The organism is Paraburkholderia caffeinilytica, from assembly GCF_051027425.1.
GTDB classification, from domain to species: Bacteria; Pseudomonadota; Gammaproteobacteria; order Burkholderiales; family Burkholderiaceae; genus Paraburkholderia; species Paraburkholderia caffeinilytica_A.
The window spans coordinates 3428088-3445722 of record NZ_CP186553.1 but is presented as its reverse complement, the minus strand read 5'-3'; the positions used below and the strand labels follow the sequence as shown (position 1 = coordinate 3445722).

Here is a 17635-nt window from a genome sequence, read left to right as displayed (position 1 = left end):
AAAGTGGAGCCAAACCCGTAGCAACTCACAGGAAGCCGCGGCCGGGCTGAAGCAGGGCCCCGGTGCACGCGTTGGTGCTAGATCTGTTCCTGACCAAACGCGCACAGACGTTCGAGGTCCAGCACGTCGATCTGGTTGTACGAGAGGCGCAAAATCTGCAGCTTTTCGAGGTTTTGCAGTGCCTGGTTGATCCGTTGCCGCGACACGCCCGCGAGCAGGCCGACTTCTTCCTGCGAAATGGCCAGCGTCCGTCCGGTGTCGGGATAGAGGTCGGGATTGAACAGTTGTGCGAGCGACTGGGCGACGCGTGCGTCGACGTCCAGCAACCGGCTATTCTGGATCGACGCGATGAATTCACCCATGCGGTTGTTCAACTGCCGGATCACAAAACCGGTGAACGGCAGACTCGAGTCGAGCAGCGCATGAAAAGTCTCCGATGGCACGAACATCACGAGCGAAGGTTGAATCGCGGCGACGTCGTACTTGCGCAATTCGCGCTTGATGACACTGCCTTCGCCGAACCAGCCGCCGGGCGGCACGCCGGAGAGGGTGCAACTCCGTCCAGAGGCGTTGTAGATGGCAAGTTTGATAAGGCCGGAATGGACGCCGATCCAGTAATCCGACGGCTCCTGGCGGCGCGCGATCCACGCGCCGCCTTCCAGACGCTCCGCGTGCGCGCTGGCGAGGACCATGGCCTGATGCTCGGCGGCGAGCGCCCTGAACCAGGCGCAGGTGCCGAACAGCCGCGGCAGATCGGTGCGCGGAACCCGTTCCGGCCGGTGCGAGCCGACGTCTGGGCGGGCGGTGAACGGAGCGTCATCCATAAGCGGCCGGCGTGGGGTATGCGGGTGGAGTCGGTTGAGAAGCGTCAGGGCGCGCCACTCTGTCATTTGAATGACAGACAGTTCACCATGACAGTTGCTAGGCTAGCTTACCAATCAAAAAACCGACGGCGCAGGCAGCGCCTCAGGAGACAGGCGATGAAGCATATGTTCGAAGAAGGCCTCCAGCGGCGCGAGGCCAACTATGTCCCACTGACGCCCATCGATTTCATCGTGCGCGCAGCGGAAGTCTACGGTGAGCGGCTGGCGGTCGTCCATGGGGAGATTCGCCGCAACTGGCGCGAAACCTACGAGCGCGCGCGGCGTCTGGCCAGCGCGTTGCGGCAGGCCGGTATCGAACGTGGCGACACGGTTGCCGCGCTGCTGCCGAATATTCCTCCGATGATAGAAGCGCATTTCGGCGTGCCGATGGCCGGGGCCGTGCTCAATACGCTGAATACGCGCCTCGACGTGCCGTCGCTGCTCTTCATGTTGCGTCATGGCGAGGCGAAGGCGTTGATCGTCGATACGGAGTACAGCGAATTGGCGCACCGCGCGGCGCTGGAATTCCCCGAGTTGCGCGTGATCAGCGTAGCGGACGCGATGCCCGCCGACGCCGGCAAGTTCATCCGCGCAACCGACTACGAAGCGTTCCTGCAAACCGGCGATCCCGAATTCGCCTGGACTTTGCCGGCTGACGAGTGGGACGCTATCGCGCTCAACTACACCTCGGGCACGACCGGCGATCCGAAGGGCGTGGCCTACCACCATCGCGGTGCCTATCTGAATGCGCTCAGCAATATCCTCGAATGGGATATGCCCAAGCATGCGGTCTACCTGTGGACCTTGCCGCTTTTTCACTGCAACGGCTGGTGTTTCCCATGGACCGTTGCCGCGCGTGCCGGCGTCAACGTCTGTCTGCGAAAATTCGACGCGAAGACGGTGTTCGAACTGATTCGCCGCGAAGGCATCACGCATTATTGCGGCGCGCCGATCGTGCAAAGCGCGCTCGCGAATGCACCCGCCGAGTGGCGTGACGGCATCACGCATCGCGTGTCGACGATGGTGGCCGGCGCGGCGCCCGCGCCGGCCGTGATCGCCAAGATGAAGGAGATTGGCTTCGATCTGACGCACGTATATGGATTGACCGAGACCTACGGCCCGGCCGCTGTCTGCGCAAAACAGGAGGAATGGGAAACGCTTGACGACAACGCACGCGCAGAAATGAACGCGCGGCAAGGTGTGCGTTACCACCTGCAGGCAGCGATAGCGGTGCTCGACCCGGACACGCTCGCCCCCGTGCCTGACGACGGCGAAACGCTCGGCGAGATCATGTTCCGCGGCAATATCTGCATGAAGGGATATCTGAAGAACGAGCGCGCCACGGAAGCGACCTTCCGCGGCGGCTGGTTCCACACGGGAGACCTGGGTGTGCGGATGCCTGACGGTTATGTCCGCATCCGCGATCGCAGCAAGGACATCATCATTTCAGGCGGCGAGAACATCTCGAGCATCGAAGTCGAAGACACGTTGTACCGTCATCCCGCGGTGTCGGTTGCCGCCGTGGTGGCGATGGCCGATCCGAAGTGGGGCGAGGTACCGTGCGCCTTCGTCGAACTCAAGGAAGGCGCTCAGGTGAGCGCCGAAGAGATCATTGCGCACTGCCGGCTGTTTCTTGCGGGATACAAGTTGCCGAAAGCGGTGCGCTTCGGCGAATTGCCGAAGACGTCGACGGGAAAAATTCAGAAGTTCGAACTGCGCGCGCGGATCAAGGCGGAAGAAACCGAATAGACCGCGCGCAATGGTCTGGCGCGCCTCATGACGCGCCATGTCGTGTTGAACGATGCAAGCGCGGTGTTCCCGCGCGCATCAGGGGTGACTCGCGCTTAACCGCGCGTGTCGACCCAGTGGTGTGCCCAGCGTGCCGAGTGCTGCAGTGCCTGTTCTTCGTTCGTGAAGTAGTCGAGCGAATAGAACTGGTAGCGCCCTTCGGTACGCGCGCTGTCAGCGCGTTCGAGCAACAGGTTGGATGAAAAGCTACCGTCGGGCAAGCGATGCGCCGAGGGTTTGACGGCATAGCCGTTGTAATGATGAATATGTTTGTTTTGCATTTTATATTTTAATAATGTTCGAGTGCGCGCCTGCCGTGCGAGCCGTTATACGGGTCACGTGGACGAGCTGATTCAAGCCATTGCGAGCCGAATCCAAACGCAGTCGGAAAGCTAAAAAGGGCGTTAAAGCCAGAGGGGGAGAATGAGGTGCAACGAGGCGTTTGGCGCTTAGGGCTTGCTGCTGAAAAACACATGCAGCTAAAAGCGATCGCGCCAACTGTGGGAGACAAAGCTCCGCGAGGATGTCGCTGCAGCCCGATGTCCGTTGCCGGACACCGAGCCCTTCAAACTTACATCGGCTTGATGTTAGCCGCTTGCAGACCCTTCGGGCCTTGCTTCGTTTCGAAGCTCACCTTCTGATTTTCAGCCAGCGTCTTGAAGCCGTCGCCGCTGATTTCGGAGAAGTGCGCGAACAGGTCGTCGCCGCCCTTGTCCGGGGTGATGAAGCCAAAGCCTTTGCTGTCGTTGAACCACTTAACGGTACCGGTATCCATAAAGAATCCTTGAGTAAGAATAGAAAAATTTGCTCTGTTGAGGAGCGCGGGAAGCGTCAAGGAGGGAGAGGACAACGAATACCGCTGAGGAGCGAGACATTGATGAACAGCAATCGAACTTCTTGAACTTCGGACGCCACAGTAACCGCCGGGCCTGTAAGCGTCAACACTTATCTTGTAACTGTTTTGTCACGCCTGAATTGCTCAGCCTGGGCGCGTGACGATGCGGCCCTCGTTGTCGGCTTGCCGTGTCCGTACCGTGCTGGGTGGCACAACAAGCCGTTCAAGCGGGATTTCAGCGTCTTCAGATGCCCACTTTATGTGCCGTCAGGATCAGGCGCAGTCCGAGCGCGGCAACGGCGCTCGCGGCGACGCGATCGATCCAGGCCTTCCACTGCAGATAGACTTCGCGCGGCCGCTTGCTCGAAAAGCACATCGCGACCACCGTGTACCAGCCGGCTTCAATGGCGAAGATCGCAGGGGGCAACGCAAAGTAGCACCACAGCGGCGGATGTTGCGGAAGCAAGGCCGCGAAGATACTGCCGTAGTAGACCGCGGTCTTCGGATTGCTGAGTTGCGTGCTCAATCCGACCCAGAAGGACTTGCGCACATTGGCGGTGGCGGCTTGCGTTGCATCGAACGCGAGCGGTTTGGCCGCACCGCGCCAGATCTTCGACGCAAGGTAGATCAGATAAAGGCCACCGGCTACTTTCAGGCCAACGTACAGCCATTCCACCGTCGCCAGCACAGTGTACAGACCGAGCAGGGCGATGCCGCTGAAGAACACGCCGCCTATTCCCATGCCTGCGGCTGTCGCGAGACCGTCACTACGGGAAAGTCCAATCGCATTGCGGGCAACGATGACGAAGCTGGGTCCAGGGCTCATCGCACCGAGTAGCAGTGCGGCCAGGATTGTGACGATGGCGGTCGAAGCGGGCATTTTTGTGTGTCTCCTGAGGCGGCGATGCGGATCACTGAAACATAGCATGAGCGGACGGTAATTTGTTTTTCGACCCGTACCAATAGAACCGGTAAGAACCGGCAAGAATCGAATAGACCCATGCCGAATGCAATCGGAATGACAAGGAAAGCTGATCGTCGCAGGAGGCGATCAGTTGCTGCAGGCAGCGGAAATTGGATGCTAGAATCACTTTCCATACGCTGAAGCAGCCTTGGAACACCGAGGCCAATCACGGGCGCGATCCGAACCGTTTGCCGTCGAATTCCCCTCAATCCAGGATTTATTGGACATGAATTCCAGATGCGAGTTGTCATGCATCGGGAGAGGCATCGTGAGTTCGATTTGCACTCAAGCCATCTGATTCACGCATAGGCTTCGCGTTGTTTAGCGAAGCCTTTATTTTTCGAACGCGCGCGTTATCAGCCGCGAAACCGGTACGTTATGAAAGAGCGAGAAGAACAACGGCTGTTCGACCTCGACGGGAATGCGCGTGAGCGCCTGATCGTGTGGATCCGCCGGCGCATGGACGAATACGGCATCACAATGGAAGCGCTCGCCGAATCGATCGAGGCCGACAAGACCGCGATCCGGGCCGTGATGTATCGCGACGCCTACGGTAATACGTGGGACGGCCACGGCGACAAACCGGACTGGCTCGCGCGCGCGATTTACGCTGGACAGAACATCGACCATTTCCGCTGTTAAGTGACTTCAGTTTCCTCCGCCAATCGTTCTCCTGCGTGGCTCCGCTACATCGTGTTGTTCGGATTGGTGTGGCTGAATATCGGCTGGTCGTTCGGTGCGGCCCATGAGCCTGTGCGCCATCCGTCCGCCCGCATGAGCCGGCACGTTACGCCACCCACCAGGCACACGTCCAAAGCAAAAGCGAAAACGCCAGGCAAAGCGAACAGGCAAACCGCCGGCAAGGCACGGCGGCGTGTCGCGCACAAGCGAAAGCAGGTGGCGACTGCAGAGCAGCCGATGCATATCAGCAAGCTCACTGCAAAACAGCGCCGGCAGGCTGCGCGCAATGCGCGAGAACCGCGCGGCGCGAGGCGTCCCGTGGGGCTGGCAGCGGAGCGCCGTGCGCAGCCCACAGCGGGGTCCCGTTCATCTTTGCATTCATCGCTTCGTCTATTGGCGCGTTGCGGCTATACGCCTAAATCGCGCGCATTGCTCCGTGCCAAAGCCGTTTATGTCGTCGACGAGCGAACGCATACCGTGCTCACTGAAAAGCAGGCTGATCGAGTCCTGCCGATTGCTTCGATATCCAAACTGATGACCGCCGTGGTGTCGCTCGATGCAAAGCATGCCCTGAATGCACCGCTCAACGTCACTGTTCAGGATCAGGATTTCGACAAGTTCACCGGCTCCCGGTTGAGTGTCGGGTCGAGATTGTCGCGTCATGACATGCTGCACATTGCGCTGATGTCATCTGAGAATCGCGCCGCCGCAGCACTCAGCCGCGACTACGCGGGTGGGCGGCCGGGTTTTGTTGCAGCGATGAATGCGAAGGCGCGCGCACTCGGAATGCGGCATACGTCGTTCGTCAATGGCACGGGGTTGTCGCCGCGGAACGTTTCTACCGCGCGGGATTTGTCGTTGCTGGTTGCGGCTGCGAGCCGGTATCCGCTGATCAAGGCTTATTCGACCGACTCTGCGCAGGTTGTCGCGCCGGGCAGCGGCCGGGCGCGGTTGAGTTATCACAATTCGAATGCGCTGGTGAGAGGTGGCGATCGGTCGATCGTGCTGCAGAAGACGGGCTTTATCAATGAAGCCGGACATTGCGTCGTCGTGCGCATGCTGGTGCATGGCCGGCCGGTCGATATCGTCGTGTTGGGCGCGCCAGGCGCGCGGGACCATATCGCCGACGTGGTGAGGATTAGCCGCTGGTTGCGGTGTTCCCTGAAGTGAACGGCGTTGCTGTACAGACGCAGCGGAAACAACGCAGAAACGAAAAAAAAGCCCGCGCGGGGCGGGCTTAACTACTCGGAGTTTCGCGATCCAGTCGCTAGACGGATCATCTTCAGTGTATGTGAAAGCTAGATGAAAGTATAGAAAATCCGCATCACAGGTCGAAAAACACGGTTTCCTTGTCACCCTGCATATAGATATCGAACCGGTACACATTGGCCGTATTCGGGTCGCGGCGTGCGATCAGCGTGCCGCGCCGGTCCGCTGGAACCGCTGCCAGCACAGGATCCTGAGCGTTAGCCTCGGCTTCGTCTTCGAAATAGATGCGTGTGAAGGTGTGCAGCAGCATGCCGCGCATGGTCACGATCACATTCAGATGCGGCGCTTCGTCCGGGTTTGCGCGGCCCGGTTTCACCGTTTCGACGACAAAGCGCTTCTGCGGGTCCGTCCCCGTACCGACGCGGGCGAAGCCACGGAAACCCGTCTTCAGGATTTCCTCGCGTGATTCCGGATAGTGGCCTTGCGCATCCACTTGCGACACTTCCAGCATGGCGTCGCCGACCACCTTGCCGTCGCCGTCGAACAGTTGGCCGACGATCGTGATGTGCTCGCCGGCCGCTTCGCGCTCAGCCAGAACCGGCGTAAACAGGCTCTTGAAATCGAAGTCGTATTGCTGCGGGCACAGACCGTAGGCGAAGTACGGTCCAACCGTTTGCGAAGGCGTTTGCTTGAGGGTCGTCATGGCTTAGCGCTCCATCGGGGTTTCGTTGCGGCCGCGCAGCACGATGTCGAAGTCGTAGCCGAGCGCATAGGCCTCTTGCGTCGTATCGAGCGAGAAGTTTGCAATCAGGCGGTCGCGGGCGTGTTCAGGCGTGCCCTGGAAGATCGGATCGAAGGCCAGCAGCGGGTCGCCGGGGAAGTACATCTGCGTGACGAGGCGCGAGCCGAAATGGTCGCCGAACAGCGAGAAATGAATATGGTTCGGACGCCATGCGTTCGGGTGATTGCCCCAAGGATAAGCGCCCGGTTTGATCGTCAGAAAGCGGTAGCGGCCTTCGTTGTCGGTAATACAGCGGCCGGCGCCGAGAAAGTTCGGGTCGAGCGGCGCGTCGTGCTGGTCGTTCTTGTGCACATAGCGGCCGGCAGCGTTCGCTTGCCAGATCTCGACCAGCGTATTGCGCACCGGACGGCCGCCTTCATCGAGCACACGGCCCGTCACGATGATGCGCTCGCCGAGCGGTTCGCCGTTGCGCACCGCATTGCGCGTCAGATCGTGATCGAGCGCGCCGAGATCCTCGGTGCCGTAGACCGGTACGCGTTGATCGCGCAGCTTTTCTTTCAGCGGAATCAGCGGACGTGTCGGGCCGCGTTTGACCGAGGAGCCGTAGCCGGGATAGATATAAGCGGGGTGCGACGCGAAGTCGCGCGCGGTGAGAAAGGACTCGTCCATCAGTGTCTCCTTCGAGAATTGTGGGATACGGCTTTATGGAGCGACTTTATCTAACCTGAGAGGTTATGCAAAATGACGTTTTCGCTCATTTCGTATAACCTGTCGTTATGCAACGCAGCCTCGCGGACAGCCGCGTCAAATTCCGTCATCTCCAGTGCTTTCTGGCTGTCGCCCAGTTCGGCGGCGTGCAGCGGGCCGCCGAGAGTTTGTCCATCACACAGCCCGCGGTCTCCAAGACGGTCGCGGAACTGGAGGCGATTCTCGGCGTGAAGTTGTTCGAGCGCGGCCGCCACGGCGCCGTGCCGACCCGCGAGGGACAGCTCTTCATGCCGCATGCGAGCGCCTGCGTCAGCGCGTTGCGCCAGGGCGTCGATTTGCTGGCGCACTCGGAAGGCGCGGCGGCGGCCACGCTGGAAATCGGCATTCTGCCGACCGTCGCGGCTGCACTGGTGCCGCCGGTGCTGAAGCTGTTCGCCCCGCTTTGGCCGCGCGTGATCGTGCGCCTCGCCACCGGTGCCAACCCCGAATTGCTCGAACGGCTGAAGGCCGGCACGATCGAATTCGCGATCGGGCGTCTGGCGGATCCGGAACGGATGGTCGGGCTGAGTTTCGAGCAGCTTTTCAGCGAGCCGTTGATTGCCGTGGTGCGGGCGGGGCATCCTTTGGCGCGAGGGGCGGGTTTGCCGGCGACGTCGCTGGAAGATTTTCCGGTTGTGTTGCCGCCGTTCGGCACGCTGATCCGGCAATCGGCCGAGAGCCTGTTGAGCGCGTGGGGCGTGCCGCCGTTGTCTGGGTTTGTCGAGGTGCTGTCGGTGTCGACGGGGCGCGCGTTGACGCTCGAGAACGACGCGGTGTGGTTCGTGCCGCTGAGCGCTGTCGAATATGAACTGGCGCACGGCATGCTGGTGCGTTTGCCCTTGCCGTTCGCTGGCACCGGCGAGCCTGTGGGGCTGATCCGGCGCTCGGACACGCAGCCGTCGCCGGTGGGGCGAGCGTTTATCGACGCCGTGCGCGAGGTCGCGCAGCAACGCATGGCGGCTGCCGCTGGCAAGCCGGCGGCGAAACGGGCGTCGAAGCGCAGCCGCGGCGGCACGCCCCAAACCTGACGCACGCCGCCAGGCAAAGGCAAAACAAGAACCACCAGAACCAGGGCAGCCGCGAGAGAAGCAGGAGAAGCAGGAGAAGCAGGAGAGGCGGGAGCAGCGACAGAAGCACAAAGCGCAGCAAACGCACGCAGCGGCCCGATCCACCACGCGTGAACCATTCAGTACAAAATGAAGGTTGCGAACGCCCGGCTACCCGGTGTACAAACACGGTGCAAAAGCCGTCGCACGCAGCATTGCTGCGACACACCACGCACGCGGTGTCACACTGCGGACAATTGACGGCCTGCGCCAAACAGCAGAAACATCACGAACACCCGCAACAGCGTACGAACGACTGTACAAGGAGATTGCCATGCCCAGCGACTTGCCCACTCCGGACGCCGCGCTGCGCGCCGTGTCGGCGCCTGAGCACAATCCGCTCGGCACCGCCGGCCTCGAATTCGTGGAGTTCGCCTCGCGCGAGCCGAAGGCACTCGGCGAGACCTTCACGAAACTCGGCTTCAAGGCGATTGCGCGCCATATCAGCAAAGACGTCACGCTGTATCGCCAGGGCGAGATGCATTTCCTGATCAACGCCGAGCCGGATTCGTTCGCCGAGCGCTACGCCGAAGAATATGGCGCGGGCATTTGCGCGATCGGCATTCGCGTAGCCAACGCGCAGCGCGCCTTCGACCGCGCGATCGAACTCGGCGCATGGGCGTTCGAAGGCGAACGCCTCGGCGCGGGCGAACTGCTGATTCCGGCGATCCAGGGCATTGGCGACTCGCACATCTATTTCGTCGACCGTTGGCGCGGCCGCGGCGGTCAGCGTGGCGGCCTTGGCGACATCTCGATCTTCGACATCGACTTCCGTCCGATCGAGATCGATACCGCGCACGCCGATCTGAGTCACGTGGGCACCGGGCTCGTCGCAGTCGATCATCTGACGCAAACGGTCGGGGAGGGCCGGATGCAGGAATGGCTCGATTTCTATCGCGACCTGCTCAACTTCCGGGAGATTCACGAACTGCACGCGAACTGGCATGTGTCGGCGGAATCGCGCGTGATGGTGTCGCCGTGCGGCGCGATCCGCGTGCCTTTGTATGAAGAAGGCACGCGCCGCACGAATCTGATGCACGAGTACCTGCCGGATCATCCGGGCGAAGGCGTGCAGCACATCGCGCTCGCCACCGACGACATCTTTGCGTGCGTCGAGCAACTTCTGGCGAACGGCGTCGAATTCGTCGAGCCACCGCCGCGTTATTACGCGCAACTCGATGCGCGCTTGCCAGGGCATGGTCTCGATGTCGAGCGGCTCAAGCGCACGCATGTTCTGGTGGATGGCGAGATCGGCGCCGACGGCGTGCCGCTGCTGTTCTTTCAGACCTTTGTACGTCGGGGCGCCGGCGAGATCTTCTTTGAAATCGTGCAGCGGCAAGGGCATCACGGGTTTGGCGAAGGCAATTTGAGCGCGCTGGCGCAGGCGCGCGCAGAATCTTGAACGTTCGCACGTTAATTCCAAAAACGCATCAAGTGGCGATTTAATCTCGCTTTACGGCGGCGCGGCGGATTTGAATAATCGTGTATCCAACGATATCGCGCTTGCGTCTTGAAGCCTGGCCGGCAGGCTGTCTTCAAACACACGAACGCGCGTTCACCGCACTCCGCCGGGAATCAATATGCGAAACATCAAAAATGCGAATGTCGAACAACTCCTGCTGAAACTGCTTGGCGCCGAGAAAACCGCGAGACTCTTCGCCACGCTAAACCATCCGCAGATCCTCAACGAATGGGAAGACGGCGCCGTCACACGTGCTGAACTGGCCCAGGCGCTGAACATGGTGCTATTCGAAGGCCTTCTGGCGCGCTCGGCGAATGGCCGCCAGTACACCGAGGAGACGATCGCCGCCGGCGGCAGCGTCTATTTCGACCACGGCGCACTGCGTACGGTGCGCTGGGCAGAGAGCGGTGCGTTGCCACCGGGCGAAGCCGCTTTCTCACGCATCTTGCGTCCGCTCGGTTTCAGCATCAACGGACGTTATCCGCTTGATCGTCTCGGCATGACCGGCCGCGCCTGGGCGCACGACGATGCCCCTGACGAGATCGCGCAGTTCTTCCTCAGCGAATTGCACCCGGAGCGTTTCTCGGCGGAATTCCAGCAGGCGGTGACGAACGTGATCGGCGACTCGCGCGATCCATTGACGCCGCAAGCCGTCGGCCAGCTGTGGGAACTCGAACGTGACGGCGTGTTGCCGCTCGAGGCGGCACATGCCTTGCTGCCGGTGATCGTCGGCGCGTTCGCGCGTCAGCACGAGACGCCACGCGAAACCGATTACGAAGTATTGTTGAAAGAGTCGGCGGAAATGGCGTGGATCGCGACCGAAGGCAACGCCTTCAATCACGCCACCGATCGCGTCGCCGACGTATTCAAACTTGCCGACGACGAAAAGGCGAAAGGTCGTCCGATGAAGCCGGAAGTAGAGCGCTCGCGTTCGGGCCGCGTATTTCAGACCGCGTATCGCGCGGATATCGTGCGGCGCGAATTCCGTGCGGCCGACGGCAGCACCGTGACGCGCGACGTGCCGGGCTCGTTCTACGAGTTCATCACGCGCAAGCGGACTTTCGATCAGGATACGCGCCGCTGGGAAACGGACCTGCGTTTCGACGCGGGCAACGCGCAGGGCATCTTCAAGATGACCGCGAACCAGGCTGCGTGATGTGCAGCTTAGGTCGTCGCGCGGGCGTTGGACATGAGACGTGAGGGAGCAGTGGGAACGTCATTGGATGAAGCGCCGCAAGAAGGCGTGAGTGCCTCGCAGAGCGGTGCAGCGGATAGGATGTCGATGGCACCGCGCGTCGCCGCCACGCCCTTTTCGGGTACCGCTGCCGTCATGCACGCGCTCGAAGCAGATTTGCGCCGGCACGTGCGCGGCGAAGTGCGTTTCGACCAGGGATCGAAAGCCCTGTATGCGGCGGATGCGTCGAACTATCGGCAAGTCCCGCTCGCGGTGGTGGTGCCGGCGGACGTCGACGATTTGCTGGAAACGCTCGCTGCGTGCCGCCGCAATGACGTGCCGTTTCTCCCGCGCGGCGGCGGCACCTCGCAGAATGGCCAGTGCGTGAACGTCGCGGTGGTGGCCGACGCGAGCAAGTATGTGAACCGCGTCGTGTCGGTCGATCCTGTGGCGGGCGTAGCGATCGTCGAGCCGGGCGTGGTCTGCGATACCTTGCGCGATGCCGCCGAAGAGCACGGTCTCACCTTCGCGCCCGATCCCGCGACGCACAGCCGCTGCACGCTCGGCGGCATGATCGCCAACAACTCGTGCGGCGCGCATTCGGTGATGGCCGGCAAGACGGTCGAAAACGTCGAGGCGCTGGAAATCGCGACCTTCGACGGTGCGCGTTTCTGGGTCGGGCCGACATCCGACGACGAACTTGAACGAATCATCGCCGCAGGTGGCCGCCAGGGCGAAATCTACGCCGCGCTCAAGCAACTGCGCGACACCTACGCGGACCAGATCCGCGCGAAATTCCCGCAGATCAAGCGGCGCGTGTCGGGCTTCAATCTCGATCAACTGCTGCCGGAAAACGGCTTCAATGTCGCGCGTGCGCTGGTCGGCACCGAGGGCACCTGCGCGGTGACGCTGCAGGCGAAAGTGCGGCTCGTGAAGAGTCCGGCGAAACGCGTGATCGTCGTGGTCGGCTTCGCGGATATCTATACCGCCGCGGACGCCGTGCCGCATTTCATGCACTGCGGGCCGATCGCGATCGAGGGACTCGACCGCGCGATCATCCGCGGCTTGCAGGCGCGTGGTTTGAAGAAGGACGAAATCGCATTGCTGCCGGAAGGCGACGCCTGGGTCGTGCTCGAATTCGGCGCGGATACGCAAGACGACGCCGTGCGCCAGGCGGAAACCGCAGCGGCGTATTTTTTGTCGGGCGAAGCAGGGCCGAACGTATCGGCGATGCTCGTTGAAGATCGCGCGTTGCAGGCGAAGGTGTGGTCGATCCGCGAGACGGGCGCGTCGGCGGTGGCGTTGTCGGTGGAGTCGGGCACGCCCGATCCGGTGGTCGGCTGGGAAGACGCGGCGGTTGATCCGATGCGTCTCGGCGACTATCTGCGCGCATTTCAGGCACTGGTGGATCGTTACGGCTACGAGACGAGCCTGTACGGCCATTTCGGCGATGGCTGCGTGCATGCGCGTATCACCTTCGATTTGCGCAGCGTGGAAGGCGTCGCAACGTGGCGCAAGTTTCTGCGCGAAGCGGCGGAACTGGTGGTCGAATTCGGCGGCTCGCTTTCGGGCGAACATGGCGATGGTCAGGCCAAGGCCGAATTTCTGCCGATCATGTATGGCCCTGAGCTGATGCAGGCCATGGAGCAGTTCAAGGCGATCTGGGACCCGGCCAATCGATTGAATCCCGGCAAGGTGGTGCATGCGTATCGCGCCGATGAAAATCTGCGCATGGGTCCCGCCTACAAACCGGTGACGTTGCAAACGAAGCTCACGTTCGCGAGCCAGGAGGGCGACGGTTTTCAGCGCGAGATCGAACGATGCATTGGCATGGGCAAATGCCGTTCGCTCGAAGGCGGCACGATGTGCCCGAGCTATCGCGCGACACGCGAAGAGAAATATTCGACGCGTGGCCGCGCGCATCTGTTCTGGGAAATGTTGCAAGGCGACGTGATCGTCGGCGGCTGGCAAAGCCGCGAAGTGAAAGAGGCGCTCGATACCTGCCTCGCGTGCAAGGGCTGCAAATCCGATTGCCCGACGCATACGGATATGGCTTCATACAAGGCGGAATTTCTTTCGCATTACTACGAGACGAATCGCCGTCCGCGGCAGGCGTTGTTCATGGGGCGGATCGGCGAATGGGCGCCGTGGGCGGCACGGTTTCCCAAGCTGACGAATTTTATGACGTCGGCGCCGGGCCTGGCTTCGGTTGGGAAGTGGGTTGCCGGAGTGGCGCAGTCGCGTGAATTGCCGAAGTTCTCCGTGCAGACGTATCGGCAGATTGCGCGGCGCTCGCCTCAGGCTGTGCGCGCTGTCCGCTCTGATGACGAGATCAGGAAAGTCATCCTATGGGTCGATACCTTCAACGACCACTTCACGCCCGAGATTGCGCAGGCCGCTGCCGATGTGCTGACGCAAATGGGCTGGCACGTCGTGCTGCCGAAGAACCGTTTGTGTTGTGGACGTCCGCTGTATGACTTCGGTTTGCTCGACCGTGCGCGTGAGTTGCTGACCACGATTCTCGATGACCTCGGGGACGATATAGCCGCTGGCGTGCCGTTGGTCGGTCTTGAGCCTGGTTGCTTATCGGTATTCAAGGATGAACTGCTGAAGCAGTTTCCAGGTCATGCTTTAGCGAAACAACTGTCGGCGCAAACCTTTCTGTTTTCCGATTTCGTCGCCCGTCAGCCGTTCAATTGGCCGACGCTTGCAGCGGACGTGATCGTGCACGGGCATTGTCATCAGAAAGCGCTTTTTGGCATGCAAGGCGATACCGCGCTGCTGAACAAGCTCGGCGTGAAGTGGACATTGCTCGATACGGGATGCTGCGGCATGGCGGGATCGTTCGGCTTTAACGAAGCGCATCACGCGCTCTCGGAGAAGATCGGCGAGGACACGCTGTTTCCTGCCGTGCGTGCCGCCACTGCTGCGAACGCGGAGACGATTGTGCTGACCAACGGCTTCAGTTGCCGTGAGCAGATCGAGCAGGGCACCGGGCAACACGCGATGCATATCGCGCAACTGGCGCAGCGGGCGTTGGCGGCGCGTTGTTAACGCGCTTTAACGGTGGCAGTCGCAGTGGCACTAGCGCTGCCGTCGGCACTGGTTTTCGCCTGTGGCGGTGACAGGTTTTGTGGCGCGGTCCACGCACCTCGGCTATTTCTTTGCCGGTTCGGCGGTGGCCGCTGCTTGCGGGACGTCGACGCTGGTCGCCATCCACAATACTTCGGCGTCTTCTTCGCTTGTGGAGACCGCGGCGTGGCCGGTGCGGCTGTCGAAGTACAGACTGTCGCCAGCATTCAGATGCGTCGGCGCGTACAACTCGGAATACAGGCACACGCTGCCGCTGATCACGTACAGGAATTCTTCGCCTTCGTGGCGGCCCCAGTCATCGAACGCGTCCAGTGTGTGCGCCGAGATGCGGATGCGGAACGGCAACATCGCTTTGTGCGCCAGATCCGTGGCGAGTAGCTCCATCTGATAGCCGCGGTAGGCGTGGCGCTGGCCTTCGTCTTTGCGGGTCAGTGCGCGACGGCCGCTGGCGCTGACTTTGGGTGTCGAGCCGAACAGCTCGCCGATTTCAATCTTCAGTCCGAGGACGATTTTCTGCAGGACGTCGAAGGTGGGGGACATCAGGCCGTTTTCGACTTTCGACAGCGTCGAGCGCGAGACGCCGCAGAGGCGGCTCGCGGTTTCGAGCGTCAAATCCTGTGCCTGGCGGGCGGCGCGGACGCGGCGGCCGAGGTCGGTTGTCGATGGGTCGGCGGGTTTGGTGAGATGAGTGTCCATGGGGTCCAACGGCTTGATTGCGCGCCTTGGTCGGCGGGTCGTGTTTCCGATAATAACATTTGAGAAGGGCCGGCCTGGGTAGCGCTCGGTTCAGGCGATCAGCAAGGGGGCTTTCCCATCGGAAACATGGCGCTGCGAGATTGATGTGGTCTGTTCTAATCTCGCGTGGCGATATCAGAAACACCGCCTGAAGATCCAGCAAGAACGGCTAGGTGCAACGTCCTCATTCTGAGCGACCATATTGCAAATCGCACGATCCAGACATCCAGACCATGCAAGCTCACGCCGACGCCTTACGCGTCTACACGCAGCGCTTCGACGCCGTACTCGCTTACGTTGATACGAACCTCGAGGGCGACCTGTCGGTGGACGCGCTGAGCCGCATCGCAAACTTCTCGAAGTTTCATTTTCATCGCCAGTTTGCCGCTTATGTGGGGATGCCGGTTGCACGCTACGTGCAACTGATGCGCCTGCGCCGAGCTGCCCATCGCCTCGCCTCGCGCGAGTCCTGCTCGGTGCTCGATGCCGCGCTCGACGCGGACTTCGACAGCCCTGAAGCCTTCTCCCGTGCGTTCAAGCGTGCGTTCGGCACCACGCCAAGTTTGTTCCGGCGGCATCCGAACTGGCAAATCTGGAGTGCGACATTTGTTGTCCCCTATCTCTCAAGGAAACTGGCCATGCAAGTGCGAATTGTCGATTTTTCTGCAACGCGTGTCGCCGCGCTTGAACACTGTGGACAGATTGGACTCGTCAACGAGAGCGTGCGCAAGTTCATTGACTGGCGCAAGCAATCTGGGCAATCTCCGCCGCCATCGAGCAGGACCTTCGGCATCCCGCGCAGCAACCCGGATACCACACCGGCGGACGGGTTCCGCTTCGATATCTGCGGAGAGATTGACGAGCCGGTCGCGCCGAATGACTACGGCGTTCGCGAACTCGTCATTCCAGGCGGTCGATGCGCGGTGGTCCGGCATGCGGGATCGACCGACCATATTGGCGAAACGATCTATCCGATCTATCGCGACTGGCTTCCTGCAAGCGGAGAAGAACTGCGGGATCAGCCATTGTTTTTCCACTACCTGAGCGTCTATCCGGACACGCCGCAGGATCAGTGGCAGACCGACATCTACATTCCCCTCGTGTGAGGCGCACTGTTTGTTGCCGCGAGCGCTGCGCTCGCGACAGCTCAATCGGAAGCCGGAGGTACCTTTGACGCTTTTACTCGGAATGGCAATCCTCGTTGCCGTGATGGTGTCGGTCGTCGGTATTGCGGTGGCCATGGTAGCGACTTCGCCGAGTCCGGAGCCGGAGGAGAAAGACGTTTTCGGCTTTGCTTCCTTGCAACCGACGCCCGACTCCAGCTTGCCGCCACTTCTCCGATACCCCGCCCGAGACGGCGAACAACTTGCCTATCGTTTCTATGATTCTTCAGCGGACCAGTTGCTGATTTTCGTGCATGGTTCGTCCCATCACGGACGCTCCTATCATGCGCTAGCTTCAGCCGTGAGCGCATCCGGTGCAGCGAAGGTCATACTGCCGAACCTCCGTGGCCACTATCAATCCGGCCGCCATCGCGGAGACGTTGGATACGTCGGCCAGTTAGAAGACGATATCGCCGATCTGATTGCCGAGTTGAGAAGACAGGACCATCGAGGCGCCGTCGTCCTCGGCGGGCATTCCAGCGGCGGCGGATTCGTTATCCGCTTCGCGGGCGGCGTGCACGCCCCTCTCGTTTCACGGTTCCTGCTATCGAGTCCCGTCATCCCGCGTTCACCGACGCTCAGAGGCGGTTCAGCCGGCGGTTGGGCCCGCGTCCATATGCGTCGCCTCATTGGCCTCACTATCCTGAACGCATTTCACATTCGTGGGCTCAATGGACTTCCGGTCATAGACTTCAACAAACCCGTACGCTTCTGGGACGGCACCGAGACGCTTTCCTACTCCTATCGTCTTACGGTGTCGTTGCACCCTCGCGATCGCTACGTGTCGGATGTGCGAAAGTTGGCGGCCGGCGCAGCCGTTTTTATTGGGGAGGATGACGAGGCCGTCGACGCTCAGCGCCTGAGAAAGTTGTTTGATCGAGAATCTCCTGCAACTCAGTTCAACATCCTCTCCGGCACGAACCACTTCGGCATCTTCACGAGCGACCGCGTGCTCAACATGCTGACCGGATGGCTAACAGGTGTTGAAACTCAACCATCGGTCAAGGCGGTCAATACTGTTGATCTGGCGTAGCCGATTTACGGCTATTCGGCGATATCTCTTCAAAGACATC

General features: G+C 61.2%; 16 protein-coding genes. 9 read left to right on the top strand and 7 right to left on the bottom strand.

The annotated features are described in order from the left end of the window. Positions 1–77: 77 nt before the first annotated feature. Positions 78–824: a Crp/Fnr family transcriptional regulator gene (locus ACOSV0_RS35790; protein WP_434112679.1), complete on the bottom strand. Its 747-nt coding sequence runs from the start codon at positions 822–824 to the stop codon at positions 78–80. Positions 825–980: 156 nt separating this feature from the next. On the opposite strand from ACOSV0_RS35790, the gene ACOSV0_RS35785 reads away from it, so the two are divergent. Next, positions 981–2612 (top strand): acyl-CoA synthetase, encoded by a 1632-nt coding sequence (locus tag ACOSV0_RS35785; protein WP_434112677.1) that lies wholly within the window; start codon positions 981–983, stop codon positions 2610–2612. Positions 2613–2707: 95 nt separating this feature from the next. Here the strand turns inward: ACOSV0_RS35785 and ACOSV0_RS35780 are convergent, their stop codons facing one another. From ACOSV0_RS35780 to ACOSV0_RS35770, 3 genes are all read right to left on the bottom strand, one after another. Continuing rightward, positions 2708–2932 (bottom strand): hypothetical protein, encoded by a 225-nt coding sequence (locus ACOSV0_RS35780; RefSeq protein ID WP_434112676.1) that lies wholly within the window; start codon positions 2930–2932, stop codon positions 2708–2710. A 290-nt stretch (positions 2933–3222) separates the two neighbouring features. Beyond that, positions 3223–3426 (bottom strand): cold-shock protein, encoded by a 204-nt coding sequence (locus ACOSV0_RS35775; protein ID WP_007178877.1) that lies wholly within the window; start codon positions 3424–3426, stop codon positions 3223–3225. A gap of 304 nt (positions 3427–3730) precedes the next feature. Further along, complete coding sequence (locus tag ACOSV0_RS35770) at positions 3731–4366, bottom strand: LysE family translocator (RefSeq protein ID WP_434112675.1); 636 nt, start codon at positions 4364–4366, stop codon at positions 3731–3733. Between the two features lie 462 nt (positions 4367–4828). On the opposite strand from ACOSV0_RS35770, the gene ACOSV0_RS35765 reads away from it, so the two are divergent. Both ACOSV0_RS35765 and ACOSV0_RS35760 read left to right on the top strand, forming a co-directional pair. After that, a complete protein-coding gene (locus tag ACOSV0_RS35765) occupies positions 4829–5092 on the top strand; it encodes an H-NS family nucleoid-associated regulatory protein (RefSeq protein ID WP_434112673.1) in 264 nt (87 codons plus the stop codon). Then, positions 5093–6301: a serine hydrolase gene (locus ACOSV0_RS35760; RefSeq protein WP_434112671.1), complete on the top strand. Its 1209-nt coding sequence runs from the start codon at positions 5093–5095 to the stop codon at positions 6299–6301. It abuts the gene before it with no gap. Positions 6302–6455: 154 nt separating this feature from the next. On the opposite strand, the gene pcaG is transcribed toward ACOSV0_RS35760, so the two are convergent. After that, a complete protein-coding gene (gene pcaG, locus ACOSV0_RS35755) occupies positions 6456–7043 on the bottom strand; it encodes a protocatechuate 3,4-dioxygenase subunit alpha (protein ID WP_434112669.1) in 588 nt (195 codons plus the stop codon). 3 nt (positions 7044–7046) lie between these two features. Beyond that, positions 7047–7751 carry a protocatechuate 3,4-dioxygenase subunit beta gene (gene pcaH / locus ACOSV0_RS35750; protein ID WP_434112668.1) on the bottom strand — a complete coding sequence of 235 codons (705 nt, stop codon included), beginning with the start codon at positions 7749–7751 and terminating at the stop codon, positions 7047–7049. Positions 7752–7858: 107 nt separating this feature from the next. Between pcaH and pcaQ the strand changes: the two genes are divergently transcribed. The 4 genes from pcaQ (at position 7859) to ACOSV0_RS35730 (ending at position 14625) form a co-directional block, all read left to right on the top strand. After that, complete coding sequence (gene pcaQ, locus ACOSV0_RS35745) at positions 7859–8857, top strand: pca operon transcription factor PcaQ (protein ID WP_434112667.1); 999 nt, start codon at positions 7859–7861, stop codon at positions 8855–8857. Positions 8858–9209: 352 nt separating this feature from the next. Beyond that, positions 9210–10337: a 4-hydroxyphenylpyruvate dioxygenase family protein gene (locus ACOSV0_RS35740; protein WP_434112665.1), complete on the top strand. Its 1128-nt coding sequence runs from the start codon at positions 9210–9212 to the stop codon at positions 10335–10337. A 178-nt stretch (positions 10338–10515) separates the two neighbouring features. Next, entirely contained in the window at positions 10516–11553 is a 1038-nt protein-coding gene (locus ACOSV0_RS35735) for a DUF1338 domain-containing protein (protein WP_434112663.1), read from the top strand. 51 nt (positions 11554–11604) lie between these two features. Further along, the gene (locus ACOSV0_RS35730) at positions 11605–14625 is read left to right on the top strand and encodes an FAD-binding and (Fe-S)-binding domain-containing protein (RefSeq protein ID WP_434112661.1); all 3021 of its coding nucleotides are present in this window, start codon (positions 11605–11607) and stop codon (positions 14623–14625) included. Between the two features lie 102 nt (positions 14626–14727). Here ACOSV0_RS35730 and ACOSV0_RS35725 read toward each other — a convergent pair whose 3' ends face one another. Continuing rightward, positions 14728–15360 carry a helix-turn-helix domain-containing protein gene (locus ACOSV0_RS35725; protein ID WP_434112659.1) on the bottom strand — a complete coding sequence of 211 codons (633 nt, stop codon included), beginning with the start codon at positions 15358–15360 and terminating at the stop codon, positions 14728–14730. 272 nt (positions 15361–15632) lie between these two features. On the opposite strand from ACOSV0_RS35725, the gene ACOSV0_RS35720 reads away from it, so the two are divergent. Continuing rightward, a complete protein-coding gene (locus ACOSV0_RS35720) occupies positions 15633–16505 on the top strand; it encodes an AraC family transcriptional regulator (protein WP_434112658.1) in 873 nt (290 codons plus the stop codon). Between the two features lie 64 nt (positions 16506–16569). Next, positions 16570–17595, top strand: coding sequence for an alpha/beta hydrolase (locus tag ACOSV0_RS35715; RefSeq protein ID WP_434112656.1), 1026 nt, complete (start codon positions 16570–16572; stop codon positions 17593–17595). Positions 17596–17635 lie beyond the last annotated feature (40 nt).

Bases quoted from the DNA above. Each gene is read 5' to 3' on its own strand.
- ACOSV0_RS35790 (WP_434112679.1), bottom strand. From the start codon at position 824: ATGGATGACGCTCCGTTCACCGCCCGCCCAGACGTCGGCTCGCACCGG.
- ACOSV0_RS35785 (WP_434112677.1), top strand. From the start codon at position 981: ATGAAGCATATGTTCGAAGAAGGCCTCCAGCGGCGCGAGGCCAACTAT.
- ACOSV0_RS35780 (WP_434112676.1), bottom strand. From the start codon at position 2,932: ATGCAAAACAAACATATTCATCATTACAACGGCTATGCCGTCAAACCC.
- ACOSV0_RS35775 (WP_007178877.1), bottom strand. From the start codon at position 3,426: ATGGATACCGGTACCGTTAAGTGGTTCAACGACAGCAAAGGCTTTGGC.
- ACOSV0_RS35770 (WP_434112675.1), bottom strand. From the start codon at position 4,366: ATGCCCGCTTCGACCGCCATCGTCACAATCCTGGCCGCACTGCTACTC.
- ACOSV0_RS35765 (WP_434112673.1), top strand. From the start codon at position 4,829: ATGAAAGAGCGAGAAGAACAACGGCTGTTCGACCTCGACGGGAATGCG.
- pcaG (WP_434112669.1), bottom strand. From the start codon at position 7,043: ATGACGACCCTCAAGCAAACGCCTTCGCAAACGGTTGGACCGTACTTC.
- pcaH (WP_434112668.1), bottom strand. From the start codon at position 7,751: ATGGACGAGTCCTTTCTCACCGCGCGCGACTTCGCGTCGCACCCCGCT.
- pcaQ (WP_434112667.1), top strand. From the start codon at position 7,859: ATGCAACGCAGCCTCGCGGACAGCCGCGTCAAATTCCGTCATCTCCAG.
- ACOSV0_RS35740 (WP_434112665.1), top strand. From the start codon at position 9,210: ATGCCCAGCGACTTGCCCACTCCGGACGCCGCGCTGCGCGCCGTGTCG.
- ACOSV0_RS35735 (WP_434112663.1), top strand. From the start codon at position 10,516: ATGCGAAACATCAAAAATGCGAATGTCGAACAACTCCTGCTGAAACTG.
- ACOSV0_RS35725 (WP_434112659.1), bottom strand. From the start codon at position 15,360: ATGGACACTCATCTCACCAAACCCGCCGACCCATCGACAACCGACCTC.
- ACOSV0_RS35720 (WP_434112658.1), top strand. From the start codon at position 15,633: ATGCAAGCTCACGCCGACGCCTTACGCGTCTACACGCAGCGCTTCGAC.